We start from the raw sequence: 23793 nt of genomic DNA on the forward strand, positions 1-23793 counted from the left end.
CCATCCCTTCGGTTGGAAACGGCACGTCCTAGTGCCCGACCTCGACGTTCTCCAGGACGCCCAGGGCGTCGGGCACCAGCACCGCGGCGGAGTAGTAGGTGGTGACCAGGTAGGAGGTGATGGCCTTCTCGCTGATGCCCATGAAGCGCACGGACAGGCCGGGTTCGTACTCGTCGGGCAGGCCGACGTGGTGCAGCCCCACCACGCCCTGGTCCTCCTGGCCGGTGCGCATGGCCAGCATCGCGGTGCTGCCCGAGGGGCTGACGGCGAGCTTGTCGCAGGGCAGGATGGGCACCCCGCGCCAGCCGGTGACGGTGTGGCCGTCCATCGGGACGGAGTCGGGGTAGACGCCGCGGCGGCTGCACTCGCGGCCGAAGGCGGCGATGGCGCGCGGGTGGGCCAGGATGACCCGGGTCTTGCGCCGGCGCGAGATCAGCTCGTCGAGGTCGTCGGGGGTGGGCGGGCCGGTGCGGGTGGGGATGCGCTGCTTGAGGTCGGCGTTGTGCAGCAGCCCGAAGTCGGGGTTGTTGACGAGTTCGTGCTCCTGGCGCTCGCGCAGCGCCTCCACGGTCAGCCGGACCTGCTCCTCCAACTGGTTCATCGGGTGGTTGTAGAGGTCGGTCACGCGGGTGTGCACCCGCAGCACGGTCTGGGCCACGCTCAGCTCGTACTCGCGCGGGCGGGCCTCGTAGTCCACGAAGGTGCCGGGGAGGTCGGGTTCGCCGCTGTGGCCGGCCGCCACCGCGATGTCGGCCTCGCCGTAGCGGTTGCTGGGGTTGCGGGGCCGGGACCGGGCGTCCTGGACGTGGGTGCGCAGCGGCGCGGAGCGCTCCAGGAGTTCGGTGAAGCGCTCGCGGGGCAGCGCCAGCACGGTGCAGTCGGTGAGGGCGCGCACGGTGGTGTCGGCGGTGCCGGGGTCCTCCTCTAGGGCGGAGTCGCCGAAGTGGTCGCCGTCGACCAGTCGGTCCACCACGGCGTCGTCGCCGTAGGGGCCGGTGCGGTAGACGCCGGCCTTGCCGTGGGCCAGGAGGTACACGTGGTCGGCGGGGGCGCCGGCGGCCACGATGGTGTCGCCCGCGGAGTAGGAGCGCTGCTCGAAGCGGTCGGCCAGGGCCTGGAACGCCTCCTCGTCGTCGAATCCGCGCAGCAGCGGGAGTTCGGCCAGCTCAGGCGGGACCACCTCGACGGTGGAGCCGGTGGTGATGAAGCTGACCCGGCCGTCGCCGAGGGTGTAGGTCAGCCGCCGGTTGACGCGGTAGGCGCCGCCCTCGACCTGGACCCAGGGCAGCGCCCGCAGCAGCCAGCGGGTGGTGATGCCCTGCATCTGGGGGCGGGTCTTGGTGGTCGAGGCGAGGTTGCGCGCCGCGGCGGTGCCGAGGCTCAGTTGCGGCTGGCCGTTCTCGGCGGCGGGCTCGGTCATGGTGTGCACCACCCATCGTGTGAGGTGTCGGTTTGCGGGGGTCGGGCCGGCGCGGCGGGGGCCCCCGGGGGGGCCGGAGGCGCCGGCGGGGGCGCCGCCCCGACCGTGCCCGGCCGCCGCGGGGGGAGGCGGCGGCCGGGCGCCGGCCGGGGGGCCGGGGGCTAGGACTCGCGGCCGATCTCGACGTTCTCCAGGACGCCCAGGGCGTCGGGCACCAGCACCGCGGCCGAGTAGTAGGTGCTGACCAGGTAGGACATGATCGCCTTGTCGTTGATGCCCATGAACCGCACCGACAGGCCGGGCTGGTACTCGTCGGGCAGGCCGGTCTGGTGCAGCCCCACGACGCCCTGCTTCTCCTGGCCGGTGCGCATGAGCATGATCGAGGTGCTGCGGGTGGAGCTGACCGGGATCTTGTTGCAGGGGAACATCGGCACGCCCCGCCAGGCCGGCACGCGGTGGCCCTCGACGTCGACGCTCTGGGGGTAGACCCCGCGCCGGGTGCACTCGCGGCCGAAGGCGGCGATGGCGCGGGGGTGGGCGAGCATGAACGCGGGCTCCTTCCACACCGTGCTGAGGAGTTCGTCGAGGTCGTCGGGGGTGGGCGGGCCGGTGCGGGTGGGGATGCGCTGCTTGAGGTCGGCGTTGTGCAGCAGCCCGAACTCTCGGTTGTTGACCAGTTCGTCCTCCTGGCGCTCGCGCAGCGCCTCCACGGTCAGCCGGATCTGCTCCTCCAACTGGTTCATGGGGTTGTTGTAGAGGTCGGCGACGCGGGTGTGCACCCGCAGCACGGTCTGGGCCACGCTCAGCTCGTACTCGCGCGGGGAGCCCTCGTAGTCGACGAACGTGCCGGGGAGGTCGGGTTCGCCGCTGTGGCCGGCCGCCACCGCGATGCGGGCCTCGCCGTCGGAGTCGGCCTCGTTCTCGGGGCGGTTGCGGACCTCCTCGACGTGTCCGGCCAGCGCCTCGGACTGGTCCACGACCTGCTGGAACTCCGAGCGCGGCAGGCTCAGCACGGTGCAGGGGGTGACGGCCTTGGCGGTGGCGTCCCAGGTGTTGTCCTCCTCCAGCAGGGCGGGCACGCCGAAGTGGTCGCCGTCGACCAGGGTGCTCAGGACGGTGTCGTTGCCGTACTCGCCCTGGCCGATCTGGTTGACCTTGCCGTGGGCGATCAGGTAAACGCGGTCGGCGGGGGCGTCGCGCTCCACGATGACGTCGCCGGGCTGGTACTCCTCCTGCACGAAGCGGTCGGCCAGCGCCGACAGCACCTCCTCGTCCTCGAACCCGCGCAGCAGGGACAGCTCGCCCAGTTCGCGGGGGATGACGCGGACGTCGGCCCCGGTGTTGACGAAGCTGACCCGGCCGTCGCCCACGGTGTAGGTCAGCCGGCGGTTGACGCGGTAGGCGCCGCCCTTGGCCTCGACCCAGGGCAGCAGCCGCAGCAGCCACCGGGACGTGATGCCCTGCATCTGGGGAACGGTCTTGGTCGTCGTCGCGAGGTTGCGCGCGGCAGCGGGACTCAGACTCAGCGGCTGCTGCCCGTTCTCCACACCGGACTCGGTCATGGTGTGTTCCACCCATTCCTTTTTGCTGCGGGTTGGTGCTGTGGCGGTCGTGTTCCGATCGGTGTTCGGCCCCCACCGGAGGGTTCAGGGTGCACGGGCGACCGATTCCACCCGGATTGCGGAACCAGACGCATTCTGACCCAGTCCGCTATCTATTTCCGTTTTCTCCACCCGGCCGAACGGACCCCCGAAAAGGCGGCGCCTTTCCCGGGAGACCCGCGAGAGGCCGCGTGTTCACCTGCGTCACGTGCACGCCTGGTCGGCCCCCACGTACCCGTGGATCACTCCCGCATGCCGCGCGGCCACCGACTTTCCCGGCGCACACGCATCCACTTTCCATAGGACCCCAATTCGGACCGGAAGCAACGGCACGCGGGAAAATCGGGAAAAGAATCGCCAACCTGCGCGGAAGCGGTTTCGGACCCGGTTGCGGACCGTCTTCAATGCCGCACCCGGAAACACGGGGAATCGCGCGGAATGCGGCGCCCGGGCCTCGTTAAGGTCATGCGGAATGCGCCGTAAAAGCACAGCGGAAATCGGCGACCCCGCTATTCGCGGATCCCTTGATAAACGTCTAAAAACGGTAAAACAGACAAGAGAGGCGGCGGGAACACCCGGGGGCACCCGGGGCCGCCGGCGCCGGGAAGCGGCGCGGCGGGACGCACCGGCGCGAAAGCCTCGCGCCGGCACCGGTCCGACCCCGGCCCCGGCCGCGCACGGCGGCGGGCGGCGGCGAGGCGCCCCGCCCCGCCGCCGCCCGCCGCTGCCCGGACCGGCGCCCGGTCAGCCCCCGGCGGCCACCGGCGCGGTCTCCGCCTGGCGCAGGATCCCCCGCACGGCCGCCTCGACGGCGCCGGCGTCGATGCCCGCCTCGCGCCGCTGCTCTTCGGGCGTTGCCGAGGCCGGCATGCCCGACACCGCCAGCTTCATCGTGCGCGGCATGGTGCGGGTGTCGGCGAACACGTCGAGGACGGCGTCGCCGAGCCCGCCTTCGGGCCAGTGGTCCTCCACGGTGACCACGCACCCGGTCTCGCGCGCGGCGGCGCGCAGCGTGGCCGCGTCCACGGGCTTGATCGAGTAGGCGTCGATCACCCGCACCGCGATGCCGTCGGCGGCCAGCGCGTCGGCGGCGGCCAGCGCCTCGTGCACGGTGGCCCCGGCCGCGACCACGGTGGCCCGGTCATCGGCGGAGGACCGCAGCACCTTGCTGCCGCCGATGTGGAACCCCTCGTCGGGGCCGTAGAGCACCGGGGTCTCGCCGCGCAGGGTGCGCAGGTAGCTCACCCCGCGGTGCTCGGCCATGCCCGCGGTCAGCCGGGCGGTGGAGTTGGCGTCGCAGGGGTGCAGCACGACGCTGTTGTGCACCGCGCGCAGCGACGCGATGTCCTCCAGGCCCATCTGCGAGGGGCCGTCCTCGCCGATGGAGACCCCCGCGTGGGAGCCCACCAGGTTGATGTCGGCCCCGCTGACGGCGGCCATGCGCACGAAGTCGTAGGCGCGCGAGAAGAACGCCGCGAACGTGGCCGCATAAGGCGTGTAGCCGCGCACCTGGAGGCCCACGGCGGTGGCCACGAGCTGCTGCTCGGCGATGTACAGCTCCACGAACCGGTCGGGGTGGGCGTCGGCGAACGCCTTGGTGCGGGTGGAGTCGGCCACCTCGCCGTCGAGCACGACCACGTCGGGGCGGCCGTCGCCCAGCGCGGCCACCGCCTTGCCGAAGGCGTCGCGGGTGGCGACCTCCTCGCCCGGCTGGTAGACGGGCAGGTCCACCTGGGTGCCGCCGGGGCGCTGGGAGGCCCCGCCGCTGGTGGGCCGGGCCACCTCGATGCGCAGGTCGCGGCGGCCGCCCAACTCGGCGATCGCCTCCTCTGCGTCGGGCACCGGCTTGCCGTGGGCGCCCTCCTTGTCGGCGACACCGCTGACACCCTGGCCCTTGACGGTGCGGGCGATGACGGCGGTGGGGCGGTCGGTGGTCTCGCGCGCCTCACGGTAGGCGGCGCTGATCGCCTCGGGGTCGTGGCCGTCGACCTCGACCGTGTGCCAGCCGAAGGCGGCGACCCGGCGGCGGTAGGCGTCCAGGTCCCAGCCGTGGCGGGTGGGGCCGCGCTGGCCCAGCCGGTTGATGTCGAGGATGGCGGTGAGATTGGCCAGCCGCTCCTGGCCGGCGTACTCCAGCGCCTCCCACACCGAGCCCTCGGCCAGCTCGCTGTCGCCGCACAGCACCCACACGCGGTAGGGCAGCCGGTCGAACCGGGCGCCGGCCAGGGCGATCCCGGCGCCCACGGGCAGTCCCTGGCCCAGCGAGCCGGTGGCCACGTCGACCCAGGGCAGGCGCGGCGTGGGGTGGCCCTCCAGCGGGCTGCCGAGCTTGCGGTAGCGCAGCAGCTCGTCGTCGGTGATGGCCCCGCACGCCTTGTACAGCGCATACAGCAGCGGCGAGGCGTGGCCCTTGGAGAAGATCAGGTGGTCGTTGCCGGAGTGGTCGGGGGCGTCGAAGTCGTAGCGCAGGTGGTCGGCGGCGAGCACCGCGATCAGGTCCGCCGCCGACATGGACGAGGTCGGGTGTCCCGAGCCCGCGGCGTCGGCGGCGCGCACGGCGTCGACGCGCAGTTGCTGTGCCAGTTCCGTGAGCCGGTGCCGGTCGGTCATCGGCGTCCTCCTCTCGTGTGGCGAATGCGCCGTGGGTCGGCGAACTCGCCGTGCGCCTACCCGCCGGCCGGGCGGGCATGCGCGGGAGGGGGCTGCGGTGCGGCCGACAGGACCAGGCCGTCGAGGGTGGCGGTGGCGAGGTGGTCGACCACGTCGGTGAGGCGGCCGCGCGCGGCGAAGGCGGCGCGCTGGCGGGCGGCGCCGCCGCCGGGGCCGCCGAGGGCGCCCAGCACCTCCTCGGCCAGGGCGAGGTCGCCGGTGTCGGCGAGGTAGGGCCGCAGCCGCTCCAGGGCGCGTTCGGCCACGTCGCGGGCGGGCCGGGCGGCGCCGGCGGCCAGCGGGTCGGCGCAGCGGCCGGCGAAGCCCTCGCGGGCGGCGTGCCACAGGTCGGCGCGCAGGGTGGTGTGCTCGCGGGCGAGCGGGGGGCGGTCGGCGGCGATGTCGTCGAGGGCGGCGCGCACCAGGGCGCGCACCAGCACCGCGATCAGCGCGGTCTCCTCGGCGGTCTGCGGGATGTCGCAGATGCGGACCTCGACGGTGGGGTGGTGGGCCGAGCGGCGGATGTCCCAGTAGAGCATGCCGGGGTCCAGGGCGGCGCCGGTGTGCAGCAGCTCGGTGACGCAGGCGTCGTAGTGGGCGGCCGAGGCCAGGTGCGGCGGCGGGCCGGCCGAGGGCCAGTTCGACCAGCGCTGGTGGCGCCAGCTCGCGTACCCGGTGTCGGTGCCCTCGCAGTAGGGGGAGTTGGCGCTGAGGGCGAGCAGGAACGGCAGCCAGGGGCGGAGGTGGTTGATGACGCGGGTGGCGGTCTCGGGGTCGGGGACGGCGACGTGGACGTGGCAGCCGCAACTGCTGGCGGCCAGGTTGGCCAGGCCGCCGAAGTGCTCGGCGATGCGCGTGTAGCGGGGCGCGGGGTTGAGAGGCGGGGCCTGGCGCTCGGCCAGGACGGGGGCGCCCGCCGCGAGGAGGCGCAGGCCGCGCCGGGACGCCGCGGCGCCGAGGCGGCGGCGCGCGGCGCGCAGTTCGGTGAGGAGTTCGCCGCCGGTGGTGCAGACGGGGCCGGCGGCCTCGACCTGGCAGCGGGCGAACTCGCCGACCAGTTCGGCCGGGCCGTCGCCGGCCTCGGCGATGACCTCCTGGCCCTCGTGGGCGAGGAGGCCGTCGCGGCCGACGAGCAGGAACTCCTCCTCGACACCCATGGTGGGGGCCTCCGTCGCCGGAGGGCCGCCCTGTGGTGCCCGTGCCATGGATCACCGCCGTTTCCGCTGGAGTGGGGTGGTTGCCTGGACCGCCGGCCGGGCGGATGAGCGGGGTGGAACGCCATCGCGGTCCCGGCCGGTCCGCCGCCCGCGGGGGCGGCGGACGTGCCGCCGCACCTGGGCGCGGCGTGCGGCTTGTGAGTGGGTTCGTGGTGATTCGAGCGGCTGTTCCAATGGGCTACCCCGCCCGGTGCGGGGGTTAACCGCCGCCCGGGCCCCGCCCCGCCCGGCGCATGGCGGCGGGCGCGCGGGGGTAGCGGGGCGGGTCGAAGACGCGCCGACGACACGCGAGGGGTGAGGGGCGTGCGGGTCTTTCGCGACCGGGCCGAGGCCGGGGAACTGCTGGCGGAGCGCGTTGCCGAGCTGGACCTGGCCGATCCCGTGGTGCTGGCGCTGCCGCGCGGCGGCGTGCCCGTGGGCTGGGCGGTCGCGGCGCGGCTGGGGGTGGGGCTGGACGTGCTGGTGGTGCGCAAGATCGCCACGCCGCGCAACCCCGAGACGGCGGTGGGCGCGGTCACCGCCGAAGGCGCGCCCGTGATCGACCCGGAGCTGTGCCGGATGGCCGGCGCCGACACGGTGGAGCTGGCGCGCACGGCCGCGGCCGAGCAGGACGAGGCGCGGCGCCGGGTGCGGGCCTACCGGGGCACCCGGCCGGCCCCGGAGGCGGCGGGGCGCGACGCGGTGGTGGTCGACGACGGGCTGGCGACGGGCATGAGCGCGCGGGCGGCCCTGCTGGCGCTGCGGGAGCGCGGGCCGGCGTCGCTGACCCTGGCGGTGCCGGTGTGCTCGCCCGACGCCGCGCGGGCGCTGGGCGACGTCTGCGACCGGGTGGTGTGCGTGCACAGCCCGCCGGACTTCCGCGCGGTGAGTATGTGGTACGCGTCGTTTCCGCAGGTGGAGGACGACGAGGTCCGGGCGTTCCTGGAGCGGGCGCCGGGCTAGGGGTGGCCGCGCCGGGCGGCGACACGCCCGGAACCGGGAATTCCAGGTCGGCGCGACGGGAGCTCGCCCGGGGCGGGCGCAGGGGCCGCCGCCGAGGGTATCGCCGCAGGCCGGGCGGGGTCCGGCAGGGGATGCGCGGATGCGGCCGGCCGGGGGCGCGCGCCGCCGGGCGGCCACCGGTTGTCCACAGATCCGCCGCAACGGGTCGCGCAGCCACCAGGGACTGTGCCAGCATGTGTCCGTCCGATCACCCAAAGTGAAAGGTGTGGCACATGAGCGAGCTTCCCGGCGTCCTCGACCTCCTCCTGAGCGACGAGTCCATGTGGATCGAGGGCTGGCGCCTCGACCTCCTCGAGGGCGACCAGGGCTGAGCCCCCGCCGTCACGCGCGACGGCCCTCCGGACCCTTCCGGAGGGTCGCCCGCCGTCCGTCACCTGACCAGAAAGGCAGAACTCGATGTATGAGCTTCCCGGCGGCCTCCTCGGCGGCCTCCTGATGAGCGACGAGTCCATGTGGGTCGAGGGCTGGCGCCTCGACCTCCTGGAGGGCGACCAGGGCTGAGCCCGCGTCCCCGCTCCGCGACGGCCCTCCGGGACACCCCGGAGGGTCGCCCCCTGCCGGGGGCACCGCAGCGGCGGTCGGGGAAGCCGCCGCTGGGCCGCGCGCGGCGCGGCGGTGCGGGCCGGCCGCTCAGGGCTTGCGGGCCACCGCGCCGAACTGCGCCACCGGGCTCGGCTCGTCCTCGGCGGGGTCCGGCCGCCACAGCGCGCACGACACCACGCCCGGGTCCACCACCTCCAGGCCCGCCAGCAGCCGCTCCAGCCCGGCGGCGTCGCGCAGCCGCAGGGGCGTGGAGCCTCCGGCGTTCCACAGCCGCGCGGCCTCCTCCATCGCGGCGGTGTGCACCTCGTTGGTGGAGTGCGCGATGACGATGTGGCTGCCGCCGGGCACGGCGGCCAGTAGGCGCTGGACGATCGCGGCGGCCTGGCCGTCGTCGGGGACGAACTCCAGGATGCCCAGCAGCAGGACCGCCACCGGGCGGTCGAGGTCGAGGGTGGCGGCGGCCGCCGCCAGCACCCCCTCGGGATCGCGCAGGTCGGCGTCGACGTAGTCGGTGCGGACCGAGCCGTCGCCCACCAGCAGCGCGCGGGCGTGGGCCAGCACCACCGGGTCGTTGTCGACGTAGACCACCCGCGACCCGGGGGCGACCTCCTGGACGATCTCGTGGGTGTTGCCGGCGGCGGGGATCCCGGTGCCGATGTCGAGGAACTGCCGCATCCCGGCCTGGCCCGCCAGGTAGCGCACCGCGCGCCCGAGGAACTCCCGGTCGGCGCGGGCGTTGGCCACCATGTCGGGGAAGGCGGCGAGGATCCGGTCGCCGGTCTCGCGGTCGGCCGCGAAGTTGTCCTGGCCGCCCAGCCAGTAGTCCCAGACACGTGCGGGATGGGCCACGCTGGAGTCGATCTCGGGCGGCGGGGAGCTGGGGGCCCGCACGCGCATCCACTCCGGCGACTGGTTCATCGGGTGCTCCTGCCCATCGGGGGTGGGACGGTGGCCCCGCGCCGCGGCGGAGCCTTCGGCATCGTAGTACCGCCTCCGCGCGCCGGCACGGGCCTTCGGTCCCCGCTCCCGCGCGCCGGAGGGCCGCCGGTCGCCCGGCGGCCCTCCGAGTGTTCGTTGTCCGGTTGTGCGTCAGCGTTGGGGGGCGGCTCCTCGGGTGCCGCAAGCGTCTAGAAGGGCGTCTTGCCCCGGCCCCGCCGTCCGGCGCGGGCGCTCTTGCCGAGCAGCCGCTGCGAACTGGAGAACGGCTTGGCGGCCCAGCGGCCCAGCGGTCCGGGGGCCTTGCTCGCGCCGCGCCGGCCCACGCCCAGCACGTCCTTGCTCCCCCGCTCCGGCCAGCGCGAAAGCATGGGGAACAGGAACGCCAGAACGAGCAGGACCGCTGCGGCGATGATGACCCCGACAACCATTCCGACCTTCTTTCCGGTGTCCTTGCGTCCACCTGATCGGCTCTTTGCCTCGCGTCACCGGGCTACCCGTTCCGTAATGCGCAAACCTTGGAGCCCCCTGCCGTCACCCTCCCCCACCCCACCACGCACCCTCTTGACCTGCGCAAATACCCGATCCGCAGAAGTCTCCGGTCTGCCGGCCGGGGGCGCCGGCGGGCGGACGGGGACGCCCCGGCGCCTCAGCCGGCGCGGAGCCGGTCGAGCAGCCGCCGCAGGACGGGTTCGGCGTGGGTCCACAGCACCGCTCCCCCGATGCCGGGCACCAGGTGCCGGACCGCGCCGGGGATGCGGCCGGTGAGCGTGGCGCCCAGGTCGGGCGAGTGGCTGCGGTCCTCCTCGCCGTACCAGAGGTCGACGGGCACCGCGACGGCGTCGAGGTCGATCGCCCAGTGCCCCATGGCCAGGACGGTGTCGCGCGCGTACCCGGCGGCGGCGCCCTGGGCGAAGCCCTCCTCCAGGGCCGCCCGGTAGGCGGCGGCGAATCCGGGATCGGCGTAGACCGCCAGGTCGGAGTCGGGGCTGCCGGCCATCACCATGTCGCGCATGGCCTCGGCGGTGAACCCGGCGAGGTGCGCCTCGGCCTCCTCGCGGTCGGCGACGGCGGTGTCGACCAGCCGCCCGAAGTCCTCGGGCAGGCGCGCCCGCACGGCCGGATGCGCGACCTCGTCGGCGGCCGAGACCAGCGCAAGGGCGCTCACCGCCCCGGCGGCCGCGCACGCCAGCGCGAACGGCGCGCCCTGGGAGTTGCCCACCATGGCGGGCCGGCCGAGCCCGCGCCGCTCGGCGAGCCGGGCGATGTCGGCGGCGAAGTCGGCGAACCCGCGCCCGGGGGCGGGTGTGGAGGCGCCCAGGCCGGGGCGGTCGACGGCGATGATCCGCACCCCCAGCCGCCCGGCGGCGTCGGCCCCGAAGCCCAGCCGCCGGCTCGTGCCGGCTCCGGGGGAGAACAGCACCGGCACGCCGTCGGGCGCCCCCCACTCGGCCCACCCGAGGACCCGACCGTCGGGCAGCACCTCGCCCCCCGTCCTGTCGGGCTCGCCGACCCACCGCTCCCCCATGGCCACCTCTCCCCTGCACCGATTCGAGCAGCCCGGACCCTAGCGACCCGCACGCCCGCCCGGCCACCGGTTTTCGCCGGGGGCGGGCGGGCGTGGGGTCGTCGGAACCGGCTCAGCGGCCACCCGCCACGGCCGGGCGGACAGGGCGGCCGGTCAGAACGGATGTTGGCCGGCGCGCGATCGCGTCGTCCGTGCACTCAGACCGTGAGCACGACCACCCCGGTCTTGTGCCCGGTGTCCACCCGCCGGTGGGCCTGGGCCGCCTGGGCCAGCGGGTAGCGGCTGTCGATCACGGCCTTCAGAGCGCCGGTCGCGGTCAGTCCGAGGAGGTGGTCGAGGTCGGCGGCGCGGGCCTCGACCGGGCGCAGGCCGGTGAAGGCCACGGCGGCGCGGTGGCGGCCCAAGCGGGCGGTCCAGACGGTCTGGAGCAGGACCGCCGCGCCGGGCACGGGCGTGAGGTAGGCGCCGCCGGGCTTGAGCAGCGGGCGGCAGCGGGTGAAGCTGCTGGTGCCCACCGCGTCGAAGACCAGGTCAAAGCCGCCCCGGGGCGCGATGCGGGTGAAGTCGGCGGCGGTGCGGTCGATGACCTCGTCGGCGCCGAGGCCGGCCACGACCTCGGTGTTGGTGGGGCCGCAGACACCGGTGACGCTCGCGCCGAGGTGCTTGGCGAGTTGCACGGCGGCCGAGCCCACCGAGCCGGAGGCGCCGTTGACGAGCACGCGCTGGCCGGCGCGCAGGCGGGCGTGGTCGCGCAGGAAGGGCAGGGCGGTCAGTCCGCCGTCGGCGATCGCGACGGCGGACTCGGCGCTGACGGCGGGGGGCAGCGCGGTCACGCCCGCGCGCGCCAGGACGACGTACTCGGCGTGGGCACCGAAGGAGGTGCCGGTGACGCCGACGACCCGGTCCCCGACGCGCAGGTCGCCGACCCCTTCTCCGCAGGCCGCGACCACGCCGGCGGCGGCGCTGCCGAGCACGGGGTTGCGGGGCCGGCGCAGCCCGAAGGCCAGGCGGGCGAGGACTGGGGATCCCATGCGGGCCGCGGAGTCGGCGCGGTCGACCGTGGTCGCCTCGACGCGCACGAGGACGTCGGTGTCGCCGGCGCGGGGCACGGGCACGCGCGCCACGTCGAGCACGTCGGGCGGCCCGTACCGCCGGCAGACGACGGCGCGCATCGCGGGGGGCAGGGGTACGGGGGTGGGGGCGGGCTGCGGCGACATGACGCGCCTTTCCGGCCGGCGGCGGCCTAGGTGGATGAGGTGCCGATACCGGTGCCGGAGTCTGCCGGGTCGGGGTAGTGGAACACCTCGTCGACCGGGACGCCGAACACGCGGGCGATCTGGAACGCCGTCTCCAGCGAGGGCGAGTACCGGCCCTGCTCGATGGCGATGATGGTTTGGCGCGTCACGCCGACGCGGTCGGCCAGGGCCGCCTGCGTCATCTCGCCGTGGGCGAAGCGGAGCGCGCGGATGGAGTTGGTGATCCGGGTGGGTTTGGGCACGGTTCACAGGCCCCGGCGGTAGGCGACGATCTTGACGGCCGAGGCGGTCACCGCGTTGAGTACGAACCCCAGGTAGAGGACGTTGGCGATCCAGAAGTGCGGCACCCCGGCCATGGTGAGGCCGAGCGCGGCGGCGGTGACGGCGGCGAGGACGTAGAAGCCGATGTGCTCGCCGTGCCGGTTGACGGCCGCGTCGCGCTCGTCCGACTGAGCGCGCCGCTTGGGCCCCAACAGCATGTTCAACGGCAGGGCGACCCCGATGGCGACCAGCATCGGCACCACGTACCCGATGTCCGCGACATCCGCACCCGGCACCTGCGCCAGCACCACTCCGAAGTACCCGACCGGCACCACCAGCGCCACCAGGCCGTACACCCACACCCGCCGCTCTTCGTAGGACACCGTCACCCCTTCATGTAAAACAAACCTGACATGGCGAAGGTAAAACGTATCCGACACGATGTCAATTATCTTTTACATGCCCCTTTCCTTGCCCGCAGCACACGGACGACCGCCAAACGTCACCGGCGAGCTGTACCGTGGCTCCAACGTCCAGCCCTCCACCTCACCGCGGAAGGAACAGACGCTGTGGGTTCGCGCTGCCTCTACCACGGATCCGCCGACGAGATCGCCGCCCTCCTCCCTGACGACGAACTCTTCAAGAGGATGTGGAAGAACTTCGTGGACCTCTGCGGCCACGCCCCCGAAGGCAGCGAGTACAAGTCCTGGCGCAGCAGCATCCCCACGGTCATCCACCGCCTGGTCGCGGCCGGGCTGGGTGGTGTGCACGTCCTGCTTGAGCTGAAGACCCCGATCACCGACATCCGGATGGACGTCGTGCTCGTCGGATCACGCCCCGACGACGGCGGCATGGCGGTGATGGTCGTCGAGAACAAGCAGTGGTCGGAGGTGTGGCCGGAGCCGGACTCCGAGCTTGTCCGCTGGCGAAGGGGCGCCATGGAGAAAGGCGGCATCCTCCATCCCGTCAACCAGGTCTGGGGCTACCGGCAGGTACTGATCGACTTCATCCCCCTCCTCCGCGAAGCGAAGGTCACCTGCCTCGTCAACATGCACAACGCCGAGAGACACGTACTGAAGGCCATCGCCCCGACCGCCCAAGGTCTTAGCGCGGTCAAGGAGATGAGCGGCTACGCCCGCATGTACGGCCTCGGTGAGGACGTCCTCTTCGAGCGGTTCCTGCGCGCGCACCTGTCGGCCGAGAAAGCGGACGCCTACGCCCGGGACCTGCTGGAGGCCCCGGTTATTCCCACCGAGAGCCTGATGATCACGGTCAGCGAGGGGATCGGCAAGCGCACGGTGTTCACCCTGCTCGACGAGCAGCGGCTGGCCTACGACTACGTCAGGTCCAGGATCACGAAGAGCAAGAAGGGCGACCGCAAGGAGGTCGTCATCATCGTGGGCGGACCGGGGACGGGCAAGAGCGTGATCGCCCTGGAACTGCTCCGGCAGTCCAGCCGACAGGGGCTGCGAGCGGTCCACGCCACCGGAAGCAAGGCCTTCACCACGACCCTGCGCACGAACGTGGGCGCGGCGGACAACCGCGCCGGCGCGGTCTTCCGGTACTTCAACAACTTCTCCGCCACCGCGCCCAACGACCTCGACGTCCTTGTCGCGGACGAGGCCCACCGCCTGCGCGCCGACCTCCGCTCAGACCGGGGGCCCAGGGCCTCGCAGGTCGCGGAACTCATCAGGGCGGCACGTGTCCCCGTCTTCCTACTGGACGACCACCAGAAGGTCCGCCCGAGCGAGGCGGGATCGGTCGAACTCATCACCGAGACCGCGCGCGAACTGGGGGCCGGCGTCCACACGATCGACCTGCGGCACGAGTTCCGCTGCGGAGGTTCGCCGGAGTTCCTCGCCTGGGTCGAACGCCTGCTGGAACTCAAGCCCAAACATCCCCTGGCGCGGTGGCGGCAACCGGACGACTTCTCACTGCACGTCGCCCGGACCCCTGCCGAGATGGAGGACTTTCTGGCGGCACGCATCCGCGAGGGGCACACCGCCCGGATCGCGGCCGGCTTCTGCTGGAGGTGGGGAGCCCCGCGCGCCGACGGCAGCCTGCCCGTCGACGTGAAGATCGGCGACTGGCACCGCCCCTGGAACTCCAGGGCCACGCGTCGGGTCAACGGGGTTCCCACGTCGTCGCTGTGGGCCACCGAGGAAGGCGGGTTCGGCCAGATCGGATGCATCTACTCGGCCCAAGGCTTCGAGTACGACTACGCCGGCGTGATCTTCGGGCCCGATCTCGTGTGGACCGCGCAGGGCTGGCGGGCGAACCCGAGGGCGAACCGGGACGGCCAGGTCAACGACGCACCGGATTTCAATCGCCTCGTCCGCAACATCTACCGCGTCCTGGCCACGCGCGGAATGCGGGGAGCCGTCCTGTACTCAACGGACGCGACCACGAACCGGTTCTTCGCGGAAGAGCTGGGCGTCCCCTACCTGTAGGAAACCACAGCCGCCCCGGCGCCCCACCGTAGCCTCCCGGGCAGCGTCCCGGCCGGCGAGATGGTATCTCTCAGCCATGGTGATCTCCTCTCTGCAGGCGCTGCTGGCCGATTTCGCGCACGAACGGGACTGGGGCCAGTTCCACACTCCCAAGAACCTGGCCATGGCTTTGGTGGGCGAGGCCGGCGAACTCGCCGCCGAGTTCCAGTGGCTGACCCCGGAGGACTCCGCCAGAGTCATGGCGGACCCCCACCGGGCCGAGGCCGTACGCCAGGAGATGGCCGACGTGTTCTCCTACCTCCTCCGCCTCGCCGACGTCCTGGACGTAGACCTGGACCAGGCCCTGCGCGACAAGGTCGAACTCAACAGGAAGCGCTACCCCACCGAACACGCCCGCGGTTCGTCCGCGAAGTACACGGCCTTCGAGCAGCCGTGAAGCGCGCCCCCACTCCGAGGGGGTACGCAGGACCAGTGCGCCGCGACCGTGGGCGACTGACCCCTGTACTTCGGGGCTGCCTCGGTGCAGGCCACTGGGAGCCGCCCCTCCGCTAGGTGGCGAACCACAACTTGCGCATCTGCTCCCGCGACTCACCCGCGGGCTCCATGTGCTCGAACACCCCCGGCGCCACGCGAAAAGTACATCCGATTCCGTACCGATGCAGCAGTTCAATGTGCCGTGCCTCCGGCTGCTCCGGGAAAAGCGCAGTCATCCGATCCAGCGGCCGGGGCGCATGGGGAATGTAATCGAGCAACTGGGCCAGCGCCTCACGGACATAGCGAACACCGATATCGCTCTTGGCCTCGATCAGCTCGGTCCCCTGCGCGCCACTCAGGTAAATGTCGGTGAGACCCGCCGGGGTGCTCAGTCTCTTCCATTGGACATCCTGCCGGGTGGCGAGGTACTCCCGCACGAGCATCGACTCCGCGCGGCGGGCGACAACCTCACCGGCTTCGCGGGTATAAGTCGTGCTCTTGACGTGCATGCCCTCAAGCTCGACCACCACGGTTTCGCGGACGACGGTCTTCGTTATCCCATGATCCAGATCGTCCTTGACTTCCCGTTCGACGTCGGTCTCGATATGGAGGCCCCTCAGGATCTCCTCGGCCTTGTCGCCGCGAAGTACACGCATGCCCATGAAATTGTCGCCGTGATTGAACCCCGGCAACTCCCATATTTCTTCGTACGGAATCATAACGGGAGAGAACGAGGCCAGGCTGTAGACGTTCCGCCAAGCACCGTTGGCCGGATCCGGGTTCCACAGCGTGTCCGCGAAATCCGCGTTCCGGAAGATGGCTCCCATCTCGCCGACGCCGCGCACGTACTTCTGCCCCGTGAAGAGAACGACGTCACCGCTCGACAGAATCTCCATCTTCTTGTCGTGCACCTTGGTCGCCCCCCAGAAGCGGGCTGTACCTCCGGGGTGCGCTTCGAGCAAGCGGTCCCGCTGCGCGGAAGTCAGCAACTCCCACCGGTGGGGCGCCTTGAAATCCACCTCCTGATCGAGCGTGTCATGCCAGTGACGTCGCGCGGCGGGGTTTCCATAGGACGGCTGGATGACCACTCTCAGCATTGCTGCCCTTCTCTCCGAACCAGATCGCGCTAGCGCTTTTCAATCATTGCTCGCGCCGTCCCGATGCTTGGGTGTGCGGCACATGCTGCCGTGCCGACGCCCGACGGGCAACGGCTGCCCGCCACACGCCGCCGTGCATGTGGCGGAAACCGCCGCCGGGGTGGCCGCCGGCGCCGGCGCGTTTGTCAGCGGTAGCGACCGAAGAACTCCCGGATGTCGGCGAGCAGCCGGTCGGGGGCCTCCATGGCGGCGAAGTGGCCGCCTCGGTCGTGGTCGGCCCAGAAGGTGATGTTGTTGGTGCGCTCCTCGTCGCGGCGCAGGGCGATGTCCTGGACGGTGAACAGGCTGACCCCCGTCGGCACCGGCGAGGTCTCCTCCTGGCCCCAGTCCTGTCCGTCCTCGTAGTACAACTCCGCCGAGGTGCCGGCCGTGCCGGTGAACCAGTAGATCGAGACGTTGGTGAGCAGGAGGTCCTGGTCGACCGCCTCGTGCGGAAGGTCCTTGGCCAGGTCCGTCATGTCGCGGATCTTGCCGACGCCCTAGGCCAACTGCCCGGCGGCCGAATGGATGAGGCCGTAGGCCAGGGTGCGCGGCCGGGTGGACTGGATGGCGATGTAGCCGCCGGCCTCGTTCATGAACTCGGGGCAAGCAGGCCCAGGGCGCGGGAGATGCCGCCGCCGAAGTCGCCGCCCTGCGCGCCGTACCGGTCGTAGCCCAGGCGGCGCATCAGCTCGGCCCACGTCCGTGCGATCCGCCGGGTCGTCCAGCCCGCCTCCGCAGTGGGCCCGGAGAAGCCGAACCCGGGTATCGACGGGATGACCAGGTGGAAGTCGCGCGAGGGCGGCTCGATCAGGTCGAGGAACTCCACGACCGAGCCGGGCCAGCCGTGGGTGCTACGGCGTGAGTGGTCGAGCCCACCACCCCACACACGTGCACGCTGACCTGCGGCTCGGACTCGCTCGACGAACTGGCACTGTACGTGGGGACTTTGGGCGCGCCCTTCACCGTGCACGAGCCTCCCGAACTCGTCGCCCACATCCGCGCCCTGTCCGCCCGCCTCGCGGACGCCTGCCCGTAACACCTGACCGGGCCGCAGAACGTGGCCGTTGCTTGGCCGTGGATTCCCACTGACGTCCGGGGCCAGCCATCAGCAGCCGCTGACGCACGGCAACGCCCCCGGCCTGTTTTCGCAGGCCGGGGGCGCTATTAGGACAGGTAGGGATGTGTGGGCGCGAGAGGACTCGAACCTCCGACCACCCGCTTGTAAGGCGGGGGCTCTGACCAACTGAGCTACACGCCCGGATGTCTCGGTGAGACCCGGTGAACGCAGATTGTACCGGGTCTTCGGGGTGGGGCGGGGGCTGCGGGTTAGGGGAGGGCGGTCAGGGCCTTGCGGTAGTCGTCGATGTCCCTTGGTTGGGAGATCGGGTTGACGACCGACCAGCGGACCACGCCCTCCTTGTCGATGAGGAAGGTGCCGCGCACCGCGACGCCGCGTTTCTCGTCGAACACGCCGTAGGCCCGCGCGGTCTCGCCGTGCGGCCAGAAGTCCGACAGGAGGGGGTAGGTGAGGTTCTCGCGGTCGGCCCAGGCGCGGTGGGCGAACATGGAGTCCACCGACACCGTGAGCAGTTGCACGTGCTCGTTCTCCAACTCGGCGATGTTGTCGCGCAGCGCGCACATCTCGCCCTCGCACACGCCCGAGAACGCCAAGGGGTAGAACACCAGCACGACGTTCTTGCGGCCGCGGAAGTCGGCCAGGCGCACCGTCTGGCCGTGCTGGTCGGCCAGCTCGAAGTCGGGCGCGGGCTGGCCGGGTTCGACGGGCCGGCCGGGTTCGATCGGCATGGGTTCCTTACCTACCTCTGCGGCCCGGCCGCGAGTCCGCGGGCACGGGGCGGTCGGCGTTCGGGCATTCCACGGGTGCCGCCCGCCACTGCCAGCGGACGGCACTCCCACCGCGGTTCACCCTAGGGCAAGACCGCTCACGGCAAGGCCGTCCAGGGTTCGGACGGTGCGGGCTAGCGCTGCATCTTCGGTGCGACGAGCCGGGTGCCCGACCAGTCCGGGCCGGCGCTGATGGCGCTGGTCTGCGACAGGCCCGCAGTGGTGGCCGCCTCGGCGACGTCGCTCGGCGCGACATGGCCCTCCCGCCCCGGCTTGGGGGTCAGCACCAGGATGATGCCGCCGCCCTCGACGGCGCCGAGCACGTCGACCAGGACGTCGGTGAGGTCGTCCTCCTCGTCGCTGCGCCACCACAGCAGCGCGGCGTCCACGACGCCGTCGTAGTCCTCATCGACCAACTCTTCGCCGGTGCATTCGGCGATCGACGCACGGAGCTTCTCGTCCACGTCGTCGTCGAACCCGAACTCCTGCACCACCTGACCCGGTTTGAACCCGAGTCGATCGGCCAGGCCACGTTCACTTTGTGCCTGACCCGCGGTCGCGCTCACGAAAGTCCTCCTCCACAAGTTCTTCAATCTCTGGCCGTCCGCGCGTCTGTTCAGCGGCGGACCGGCCGGGCGCGGTCCCGTCCACCGGGGCGACCCGCTGTTGAGGGCTAAGTTCACACGCTGGGGACCTGATCCGTCAACGCGCATGTGCCCTGCTGTGTACCGCTCCTACCATCCTGGCCGCTATGCGGCGCCCGTCAAGAACGAGAGGCGGACTTGGCGGTCCGGATTGTCACCGTTGAGGTCTACCAGGGCGATCGACTGCCAGGTGCCCAGCTCGATCCGGCCGCCCACCACCGGGAGGGTGGCGTAGGGCGGGATGAACGCGGGCATCACGTGGTCGCGGCCGTGCCCGCGCGAGCCGTGCTTGTGGCGCCACCGGTCGTCCGGCGGCAGCAGGTCGCGCAGGGCCGCCAGGAGGTCGTCGTCGGACCCGGCCCCCAGCTCGATGACGGCCACGCCGGCTGTGGCGTGCGGCACGAAGACGTGCAGCAGGCCGTCGCCGCCCGTCTCGGCGACGAAGTCGCGGCACATGCCGGTCAGGTCGGTGATGCTCTCCGACCCGCCCGTGTGCAGGTCGAGAAGTTTTGTCCGCATGCGGCAACGATTACCCACGTTGCCGTGCCCTTCAACCATCCGCAGGTGCCGGAGGTCCGCACCCCCTGTGCTGTCCACAGGCGCGGAACCGAAGGTGCGACCCGTGACTTGCGGCGGCCATACTCAGTGCGAAAGGTCGGACGCGGGCGAGGCCCCGCCCCGGCACCACGGCAACCAGGGGGTGACAGTGGCCACCGGTCTGCGCCTCGGCCCGATGCTGCGGCACGTCACGGACACGACGGCGACCATCTGGGTCGAGACGGACGCGCCCTGCCGCGTCACGGTCACGGCCGGACAGCACACCGCCCACGCCCGCACGTTCACCGTGCACGGCCACCACTACGCGCTGTGCGACCTGCGCGGCCTGCCGCGCGGCACCGCGCTGCCCTACACCGTGCGGCTCGACGATGAGGTGGTGTGGCCGCTGTCGCAGACCGACCGGTCCACCGCGCCCGGAGCCGCCCATCCGCCGAGCCTAATCACCACCCTGGACCCGCAGTCGCCCACCCGCATGCTGTTCGGCTCCTGCCACACCCCCACCGACCACTCCAAGCGGGCGGTGCTGCGCTACGGGGTGGACATGCTGCGCGCCTACGCGCTGCGGCTGGCCGCCGCCCGGCGGGCGGCCGGCGGGACCTCCCCCGCGGCCGCTGCCTCGGGCACCGGTGGGGAAGGTCCGGGCGCGGGCGGGGCGCCCCAGGTGCGGGGCGTGCAGAGCATGGAGCGAAGCGTGCGCGGCATGGAGCGGAGTGTGCGGGGCGCCATGACCGCCACGGCGCCCGGCGACGAGGAGGCCGAGCCCTCTCTGCTGCTGCTCATCGGTGACCAGGTCTACGCCGACGAACTCCAGCCGGAGATGAAGGACTACCTGCGCCGCCGCCGCAACGACGCGCGCGTGCGCGACACCGGCCCCACCCCGCCCGACGGCGAGGTGGTGTCGTTCGAGGAGTACGCGGAGCTGTACCGCCAGGCGTGGTCGGACCCCGACATCCGGTGGCTGCTGTCCACCGTGCCCACCCTGATGCTGTTCGACGACCACGACATCCGCGACGACTGGAACACCTCGGGCGCGTGGCGCCGCAAGATGGCCGACAACCAGTGGTGGCAGCGCCGCATCACCTCGGGCCTGGGCGCCTACTGGATCTACCAGCACCTGGGCAACCTCCACCCGGACCTCCGCGCCGCCGATCCGGTCCTGCGGCAGGTCACCGAGGCCGGCGGCGCGGTGGCGGTGGAGCCCGCGATCAGGGCGGCGACCGCGGCCGCGGCGGAGACGGCGGCCGACGACGACGAGGCCGCCGGCCTGGAAGCCCGCCACGAGACCGAGTCCGCGACACCTTCCGCTTCCGCGAATCCGGGTGTCCCGGCCGGTCGCGACGGCACTGGAACGGCCGAGGCCGAGCAGCCTTCCGAGCAGACCGACGAAGAGCCCACCGCACTCATCCCCCCGCTCTCGGCAGAATCGGCCGCGACCGGCAGCGAGGGCGCCGACCCCGGCGAGGGCGCCGAGAGCCCGAGCGCCCCGACCGGCGGCGACGGCACTGGAACGGCCGAGGCCGAGCAGGCTTCCGAGCAGACCGGCGAAGAGCCCACCGCGCTCATCCCTCCGCTTCCGGCGGAACCTGCCACCGCACGGGAGGGGACCGACCCAGGTGAGGCTCCTGCCGGAAGTGCGGGAATCCCGACCGGCGGCGACGGCGCTGGAACGGCTGCCGCCGAGCAGGCCGACGAAGAGCCGACCGCGCTCATCTCCCCGCTTCCGGCGGAACCGGCCGGCCACGGCGATGACGGTGGCGGCTCCGCCGTCGAGGGCGGCGGGGGCGGCGACGACCAACCCACCGCTCTCATCCCCGCGCTTTCCGAGGAACCGGCGGCTGCGGGGCCGAAGGACGCCGCTGAGCGGGTTGAGGCGGTTGGGGACGAAGGCGGCGAAGGCGCCGACGCCGTGCCGCCTACGGCGGCGCTGCCGCGGATTCCCCACGCCGGAGGTGCCACGGGCACCTCCGGCGACGCGAGTGGGCCTACGCCGCCGACGGCTCCCCTGCCGCAGGTTTCCGGCTCACCGGGCGCTCCGGCCGACTCCGAGGGCGACGACGCTCCTACGGCCCTCATCCCCCAGCTTCCCGAGAAGCCGGCGGCCCCGTCCTCCCCGGCCGCCGACGGGCCTGCCGGACATCCCGTCGAAGGTGCCGCCGAGGGCGCGGTGGCCGCGCCCGACGAACCCACCGCGCCCGTTCCCCAGTTGGCCGACGGCCCAATGACGGCCTCCCCGGGCGCACCCGCGCCCGGGGACACCGCGTCCGGCGCGCCCGCCTCCGGCGGGGTCGAGTCCGCCCGCGAGGAGCGCGCCGCCGGCGACGGCGGCGACGGCGACGGCGGTGTCAGCGAGGCGGTGCCCGTCGACCACCCCGCGCCGGCCGCCCCGGCGCCTCTGGAGGGCCTCCAGGCGGCCGAGGGGCACATCGCGGCGCCCGGGGGCGGCGACGCCGCCTCCGTCGTGGACGACTTCGCCTGGCGGGCGCACCTCGAACCCGACAGCTACCGCTGGAGCTTCCGGTTCGACATCGGCCGCAACCGGCTGCTGATGGTCGACACGCGCTGCGGGCGCATCGTCGAGGACGACTCCCGGCGCAGCATGCTCGACCCCCAGAGCGCCGCCTGGCTGGACGACCAGCTCACCGGCGACGTCGACCACCTGGTCATCGCCAGCACGCTGCCGTTCCTCCTGCCCAAGGGCGTGCACCACCTCGAAGCCTGGAACGAGGCCGTGTGCGCGGGCGCGTGGGGTGCGGGCCTGCGCGGGCCCGGCGAGGCCGTCCGCCAGGGGGTCGACCTGGAGCACTGGGCGGCCTTCCAGCACTCGTTCCACTCCATCACCGACTCCGTGCTGCGGGTGGCCGCCGGTGAGCGCGGCGCGCCGCCGGCCAGCGTGCTGTTCCTGGGCGGCGACGTCCACTTCTCCTACCTGGCGCGCGCCCGCACGCCCGCCGGCGACCGCCCCGGGGGCACCCGCATCGCCCAACTGGTGTGCTCGCCCACGTGCAACTGGATGCCGCCGATGCTGCGCCGCATGACCTGGCTGAGCGTGCGCGGCATCACCGGCGTGATCGGCGGGTGGATGGCGCGGGCCGCCGGGGTGCGCCCGCCCGTGATCGACTGGCGGCTCGACGGCGGCCCCTGGTACGACAACTCCCTGGCGACCCTGTCCCTCGACGGACGCCGGGCGGAGGTGGTGTGGTCCCACTCCCCCATCGTCAAGGCCACGGTGAAGCGGCTGACGCCCAACGAGTCCCCCCGCCCCAAGGTCCGCGAACTGGCGCGCCACCGCCTCACCGACTGACCGGCCGGCGGTGCCCCGGTCCGGCCGCGCGCCCCCACGCCGCGCGGCCGGACCGGGGCCCGCCGCCCCCGGCGGACCGGGGCGCGGGCCGGGCGCCGGGCTAGGGCACCTGGTAGTCGCTGTCGCGCGCGTCGGTGATCGCCATGTGCCCCGGGGCGTGCCCGATCGCGAACTCCGGCTTGGAGGCCATCACCGCCGCCTGGGGGGTGACCCCGCACGCCCAGAACACCGGCACCTCGCCCGGCAGCACCTCGACCGGGTCGCCGAAGTCGGGCCGGTCCAGGTCGGCGATCCCCAGGGTGGCGGGGTCGCCCACGTGCACGGGCGCGCCGTGCACCGAGGGGTAGCGCGAGGTGATCCGCACCGCGTCGGCCACCTGGTCGGCCGGGATGGGCCGCATCGACACCACCATGGGCCCCTCCAGCCGCCCCGCCGGGCGGCAGGGCCGGTTGGTGCGGAACATCGCGACGTTGGTCCCGGCCTCGATGTGGCGCACCGGGATGTCGGCCTGGAGCATCGGCGTCTCGAACGTGAAGCTGCACCCGATGAGGAACGCCACCAGGTCGGGCCGCCACAGCTCCCGCACGTCGGTGAACTCCCCCGCCGGTTCGCCGTGGCGGTAGACCCGGTAGGCGGGCAGGTCGGTGCGCAGGTCGCCGGCGAAGATCGACGCCGAGGTCTCACCCGGCTCGGTGACGTCCAGCACCGGGCACGCCTTGGGGTTGCGCTGGGCGAACAGCAGGAAGTCGAACGCCAGGTCGCGCGGCAGGGCGATGAGGTTGGCCTGGGCGTACCCGGCGGCGTAGCCCGCCGTGGGGACCCGCAGTCCCGCGCGGAACAGCGCCCGCGCCTCCTCGGGGCTCAGCGCGGCGGGGTCGGCGGGGGCGTGGAGGGTGTCGGTGTCTGCCATGGCGGTCGGTCCTTTCGTGCGCGGCCGGTGGCGGCCGGGACGGGTGCCGGGAGCGGCGC

At 73.0% G+C, this 23793-nt stretch carries 20 protein-coding genes, 1 tRNA gene and 2 pseudogenes; 5 read left to right on the forward strand and 18 right to left on the reverse strand.

Translation table 11 applies throughout. The features are described from left to right. Positions 1-28: 28 nt before the first annotated feature. From LG943_RS19245 to LG943_RS19260, 4 genes and pseudogenes are all read right to left on the reverse strand, one after another. Positions 29-1420 (reverse strand): family 2B encapsulin nanocompartment shell protein, encoded by a 1392-nt coding sequence (locus LG943_RS19245; protein ID WP_270073712.1) that lies wholly within the window; start codon positions 1418-1420, stop codon positions 29-31. A 161-nt stretch (positions 1421-1581) separates the two neighbouring features. Then, entirely contained in the window at positions 1582-2982 is a 1401-nt protein-coding gene (locus LG943_RS19250; RefSeq protein ID WP_270073713.1) for a family 2B encapsulin nanocompartment shell protein, read from the reverse strand. A 783-nt stretch (positions 2983-3765) separates the two neighbouring features. Beyond that, positions 3766-5634, reverse strand: a pseudogene (locus LG943_RS19255) (transketolase); the annotation flags it as partial. 53 nt (positions 5635-5687) lie between these two features. Beyond that, a complete protein-coding gene (locus LG943_RS19260; RefSeq protein WP_270073714.1) occupies positions 5688-6827 on the reverse strand; it encodes a carboxylate-amine ligase in 1140 nt (379 codons plus the stop codon). 363 nt (positions 6828-7190) lie between these two features. On the opposite strand from LG943_RS19260, the gene LG943_RS19265 reads away from it, so the two are divergent. Further along, on the forward strand, positions 7191-7829 hold the full coding sequence (locus LG943_RS19265) for a phosphoribosyltransferase (RefSeq protein ID WP_270073715.1): 639 nt from the start codon (positions 7191-7193) through the stop codon (positions 7827-7829). 690 nt (positions 7830-8519) lie between these two features. Here LG943_RS19265 and LG943_RS19270 read toward each other — a convergent pair. From LG943_RS19270 to LG943_RS19295, 6 genes are all read right to left on the reverse strand, one after another. After that, positions 8520-9350, reverse strand: coding sequence for an SAM-dependent methyltransferase (locus LG943_RS19270; protein ID WP_270073716.1), 831 nt, complete (start codon positions 9348-9350; stop codon positions 8520-8522). Between the two features lie 209 nt (positions 9351-9559). Next, complete coding sequence (locus LG943_RS19275) at positions 9560-9799, reverse strand: DUF6411 family protein (RefSeq protein ID WP_270073717.1); 240 nt, start codon at positions 9797-9799, stop codon at positions 9560-9562. A 218-nt stretch (positions 9800-10017) separates the two neighbouring features. Next, complete coding sequence (locus tag LG943_RS19280) at positions 10018-10896, reverse strand: alpha/beta fold hydrolase (RefSeq protein ID WP_270073718.1); 879 nt, start codon at positions 10894-10896, stop codon at positions 10018-10020. A gap of 197 nt (positions 10897-11093) precedes the next feature. Next, positions 11094-12113 (reverse strand): NAD(P)-dependent alcohol dehydrogenase, encoded by a 1020-nt coding sequence (locus LG943_RS19285; protein ID WP_270073719.1) that lies wholly within the window; start codon positions 12111-12113, stop codon positions 11094-11096. 26 nt (positions 12114-12139) lie between these two features. Continuing rightward, entirely contained in the window at positions 12140-12394 is a 255-nt protein-coding gene (locus LG943_RS19290) for a helix-turn-helix transcriptional regulator (RefSeq protein ID WP_270073720.1), read from the reverse strand. Between the two features lie 3 nt (positions 12395-12397). Next, positions 12398-12796 (reverse strand): hypothetical protein, encoded by a 399-nt coding sequence (locus tag LG943_RS19295; protein ID WP_270073721.1) that lies wholly within the window; start codon positions 12794-12796, stop codon positions 12398-12400. A gap of 186 nt (positions 12797-12982) precedes the next feature. Between LG943_RS19295 and LG943_RS19300 the strand changes: the two genes are divergently transcribed. Both LG943_RS19300 and LG943_RS19305 read left to right on the forward strand, forming a co-directional pair. Continuing rightward, positions 12983-14863 carry a DUF2075 domain-containing protein gene (locus LG943_RS19300; protein ID WP_270073722.1) on the forward strand — a complete coding sequence of 627 codons (1881 nt, stop codon included), beginning with the start codon at positions 12983-12985 and terminating at the stop codon, positions 14861-14863. Between the two features lie 76 nt (positions 14864-14939). Then, positions 14940-15299, forward strand: coding sequence for a nucleotide pyrophosphohydrolase (locus LG943_RS19305; protein WP_270073723.1), 360 nt, complete (start codon positions 14940-14942; stop codon positions 15297-15299). Positions 15300-15411: 112 nt separating this feature from the next. Here the strand turns inward: LG943_RS19305 and LG943_RS19310 are convergent, their stop codons facing one another. The 3 genes from LG943_RS19310 to LG943_RS19320 all read right to left on the reverse strand — a co-directional run bounded on the left by LG943_RS19310 (position 15412) and on the right by LG943_RS19320 (position 17362). Beyond that, on the reverse strand, positions 15412-16434 hold the full coding sequence (locus tag LG943_RS19310; RefSeq protein WP_270073724.1) for a hypothetical protein: 1023 nt from the start codon (positions 16432-16434) through the stop codon (positions 15412-15414). A 185-nt stretch (positions 16435-16619) separates the two neighbouring features. Further along, entirely contained in the window at positions 16620-16952 is a 333-nt protein-coding gene (locus LG943_RS19315) for a hypothetical protein (protein WP_270073725.1), read from the reverse strand. 113 nt (positions 16953-17065) lie between these two features. Further along, positions 17066-17362 carry an alpha/beta fold hydrolase gene (locus tag LG943_RS19320; RefSeq protein WP_270073726.1) on the reverse strand — a complete coding sequence of 99 codons (297 nt, stop codon included), beginning with the start codon at positions 17360-17362 and terminating at the stop codon, positions 17066-17068. Here LG943_RS19320 and LG943_RS27690 point away from each other — a divergent pair. Then, positions 17339-17512: a WCX domain-containing protein gene (locus LG943_RS27690; protein ID WP_333486397.1), complete on the forward strand. Its 174-nt coding sequence runs from the start codon at positions 17339-17341 to the stop codon at positions 17510-17512. The genes LG943_RS19320 and LG943_RS27690 overlap by 24 nt on opposite strands. A gap of 148 nt (positions 17513-17660) precedes the next feature. On the opposite strand, the gene LG943_RS19325 is transcribed toward LG943_RS27690, so the two are convergent. From LG943_RS19325 to LG943_RS19340, 4 genes are all read right to left on the reverse strand, one after another. Continuing rightward, positions 17661-17734: transfer RNA gene (locus LG943_RS19325), tRNA-Val, on the reverse strand. A 68-nt stretch (positions 17735-17802) separates the two neighbouring features. Further along, entirely contained in the window at positions 17803-18282 is a 480-nt protein-coding gene (locus LG943_RS19330) for a peroxiredoxin (protein ID WP_270073727.1), read from the reverse strand. Between the two features lie 173 nt (positions 18283-18455). Then, positions 18456-18887: a DUF3052 domain-containing protein gene (locus LG943_RS19335; protein WP_270073728.1), complete on the reverse strand. Its 432-nt coding sequence runs from the start codon at positions 18885-18887 to the stop codon at positions 18456-18458. A gap of 183 nt (positions 18888-19070) precedes the next feature. Next, the gene (locus LG943_RS19340) at positions 19071-19484 is read right to left on the reverse strand and encodes a YjbQ family protein (RefSeq protein WP_270073729.1); all 414 of its coding nucleotides are present in this window, start codon (positions 19482-19484) and stop codon (positions 19071-19073) included. 187 nt (positions 19485-19671) lie between these two features. Between LG943_RS19340 and LG943_RS19345 the strand changes: the two are divergent. Further along, positions 19672-20706: pseudogene (locus LG943_RS19345) on the forward strand (DUF7800 domain-containing protein); the annotation flags it as partial. Between the two features lie 2218 nt (positions 20707-22924). Here LG943_RS19345 and LG943_RS19350 read toward each other — a convergent pair. Continuing rightward, the gene (locus tag LG943_RS19350; protein WP_270073730.1) at positions 22925-23734 is read right to left on the reverse strand and encodes a putative hydro-lyase; all 810 of its coding nucleotides are present in this window, start codon (positions 23732-23734) and stop codon (positions 22925-22927) included. Positions 23735-23793: the final 59 nt, after the last annotated feature.

The sequence above is a fragment of the Streptomonospora mangrovi genome (genome assembly GCF_027604915.1).
In the GTDB taxonomy this organism is placed as follows: domain Bacteria; phylum Actinomycetota; class Actinomycetes; order Streptosporangiales; family Streptosporangiaceae; genus Streptomonospora; species Streptomonospora mangrovi.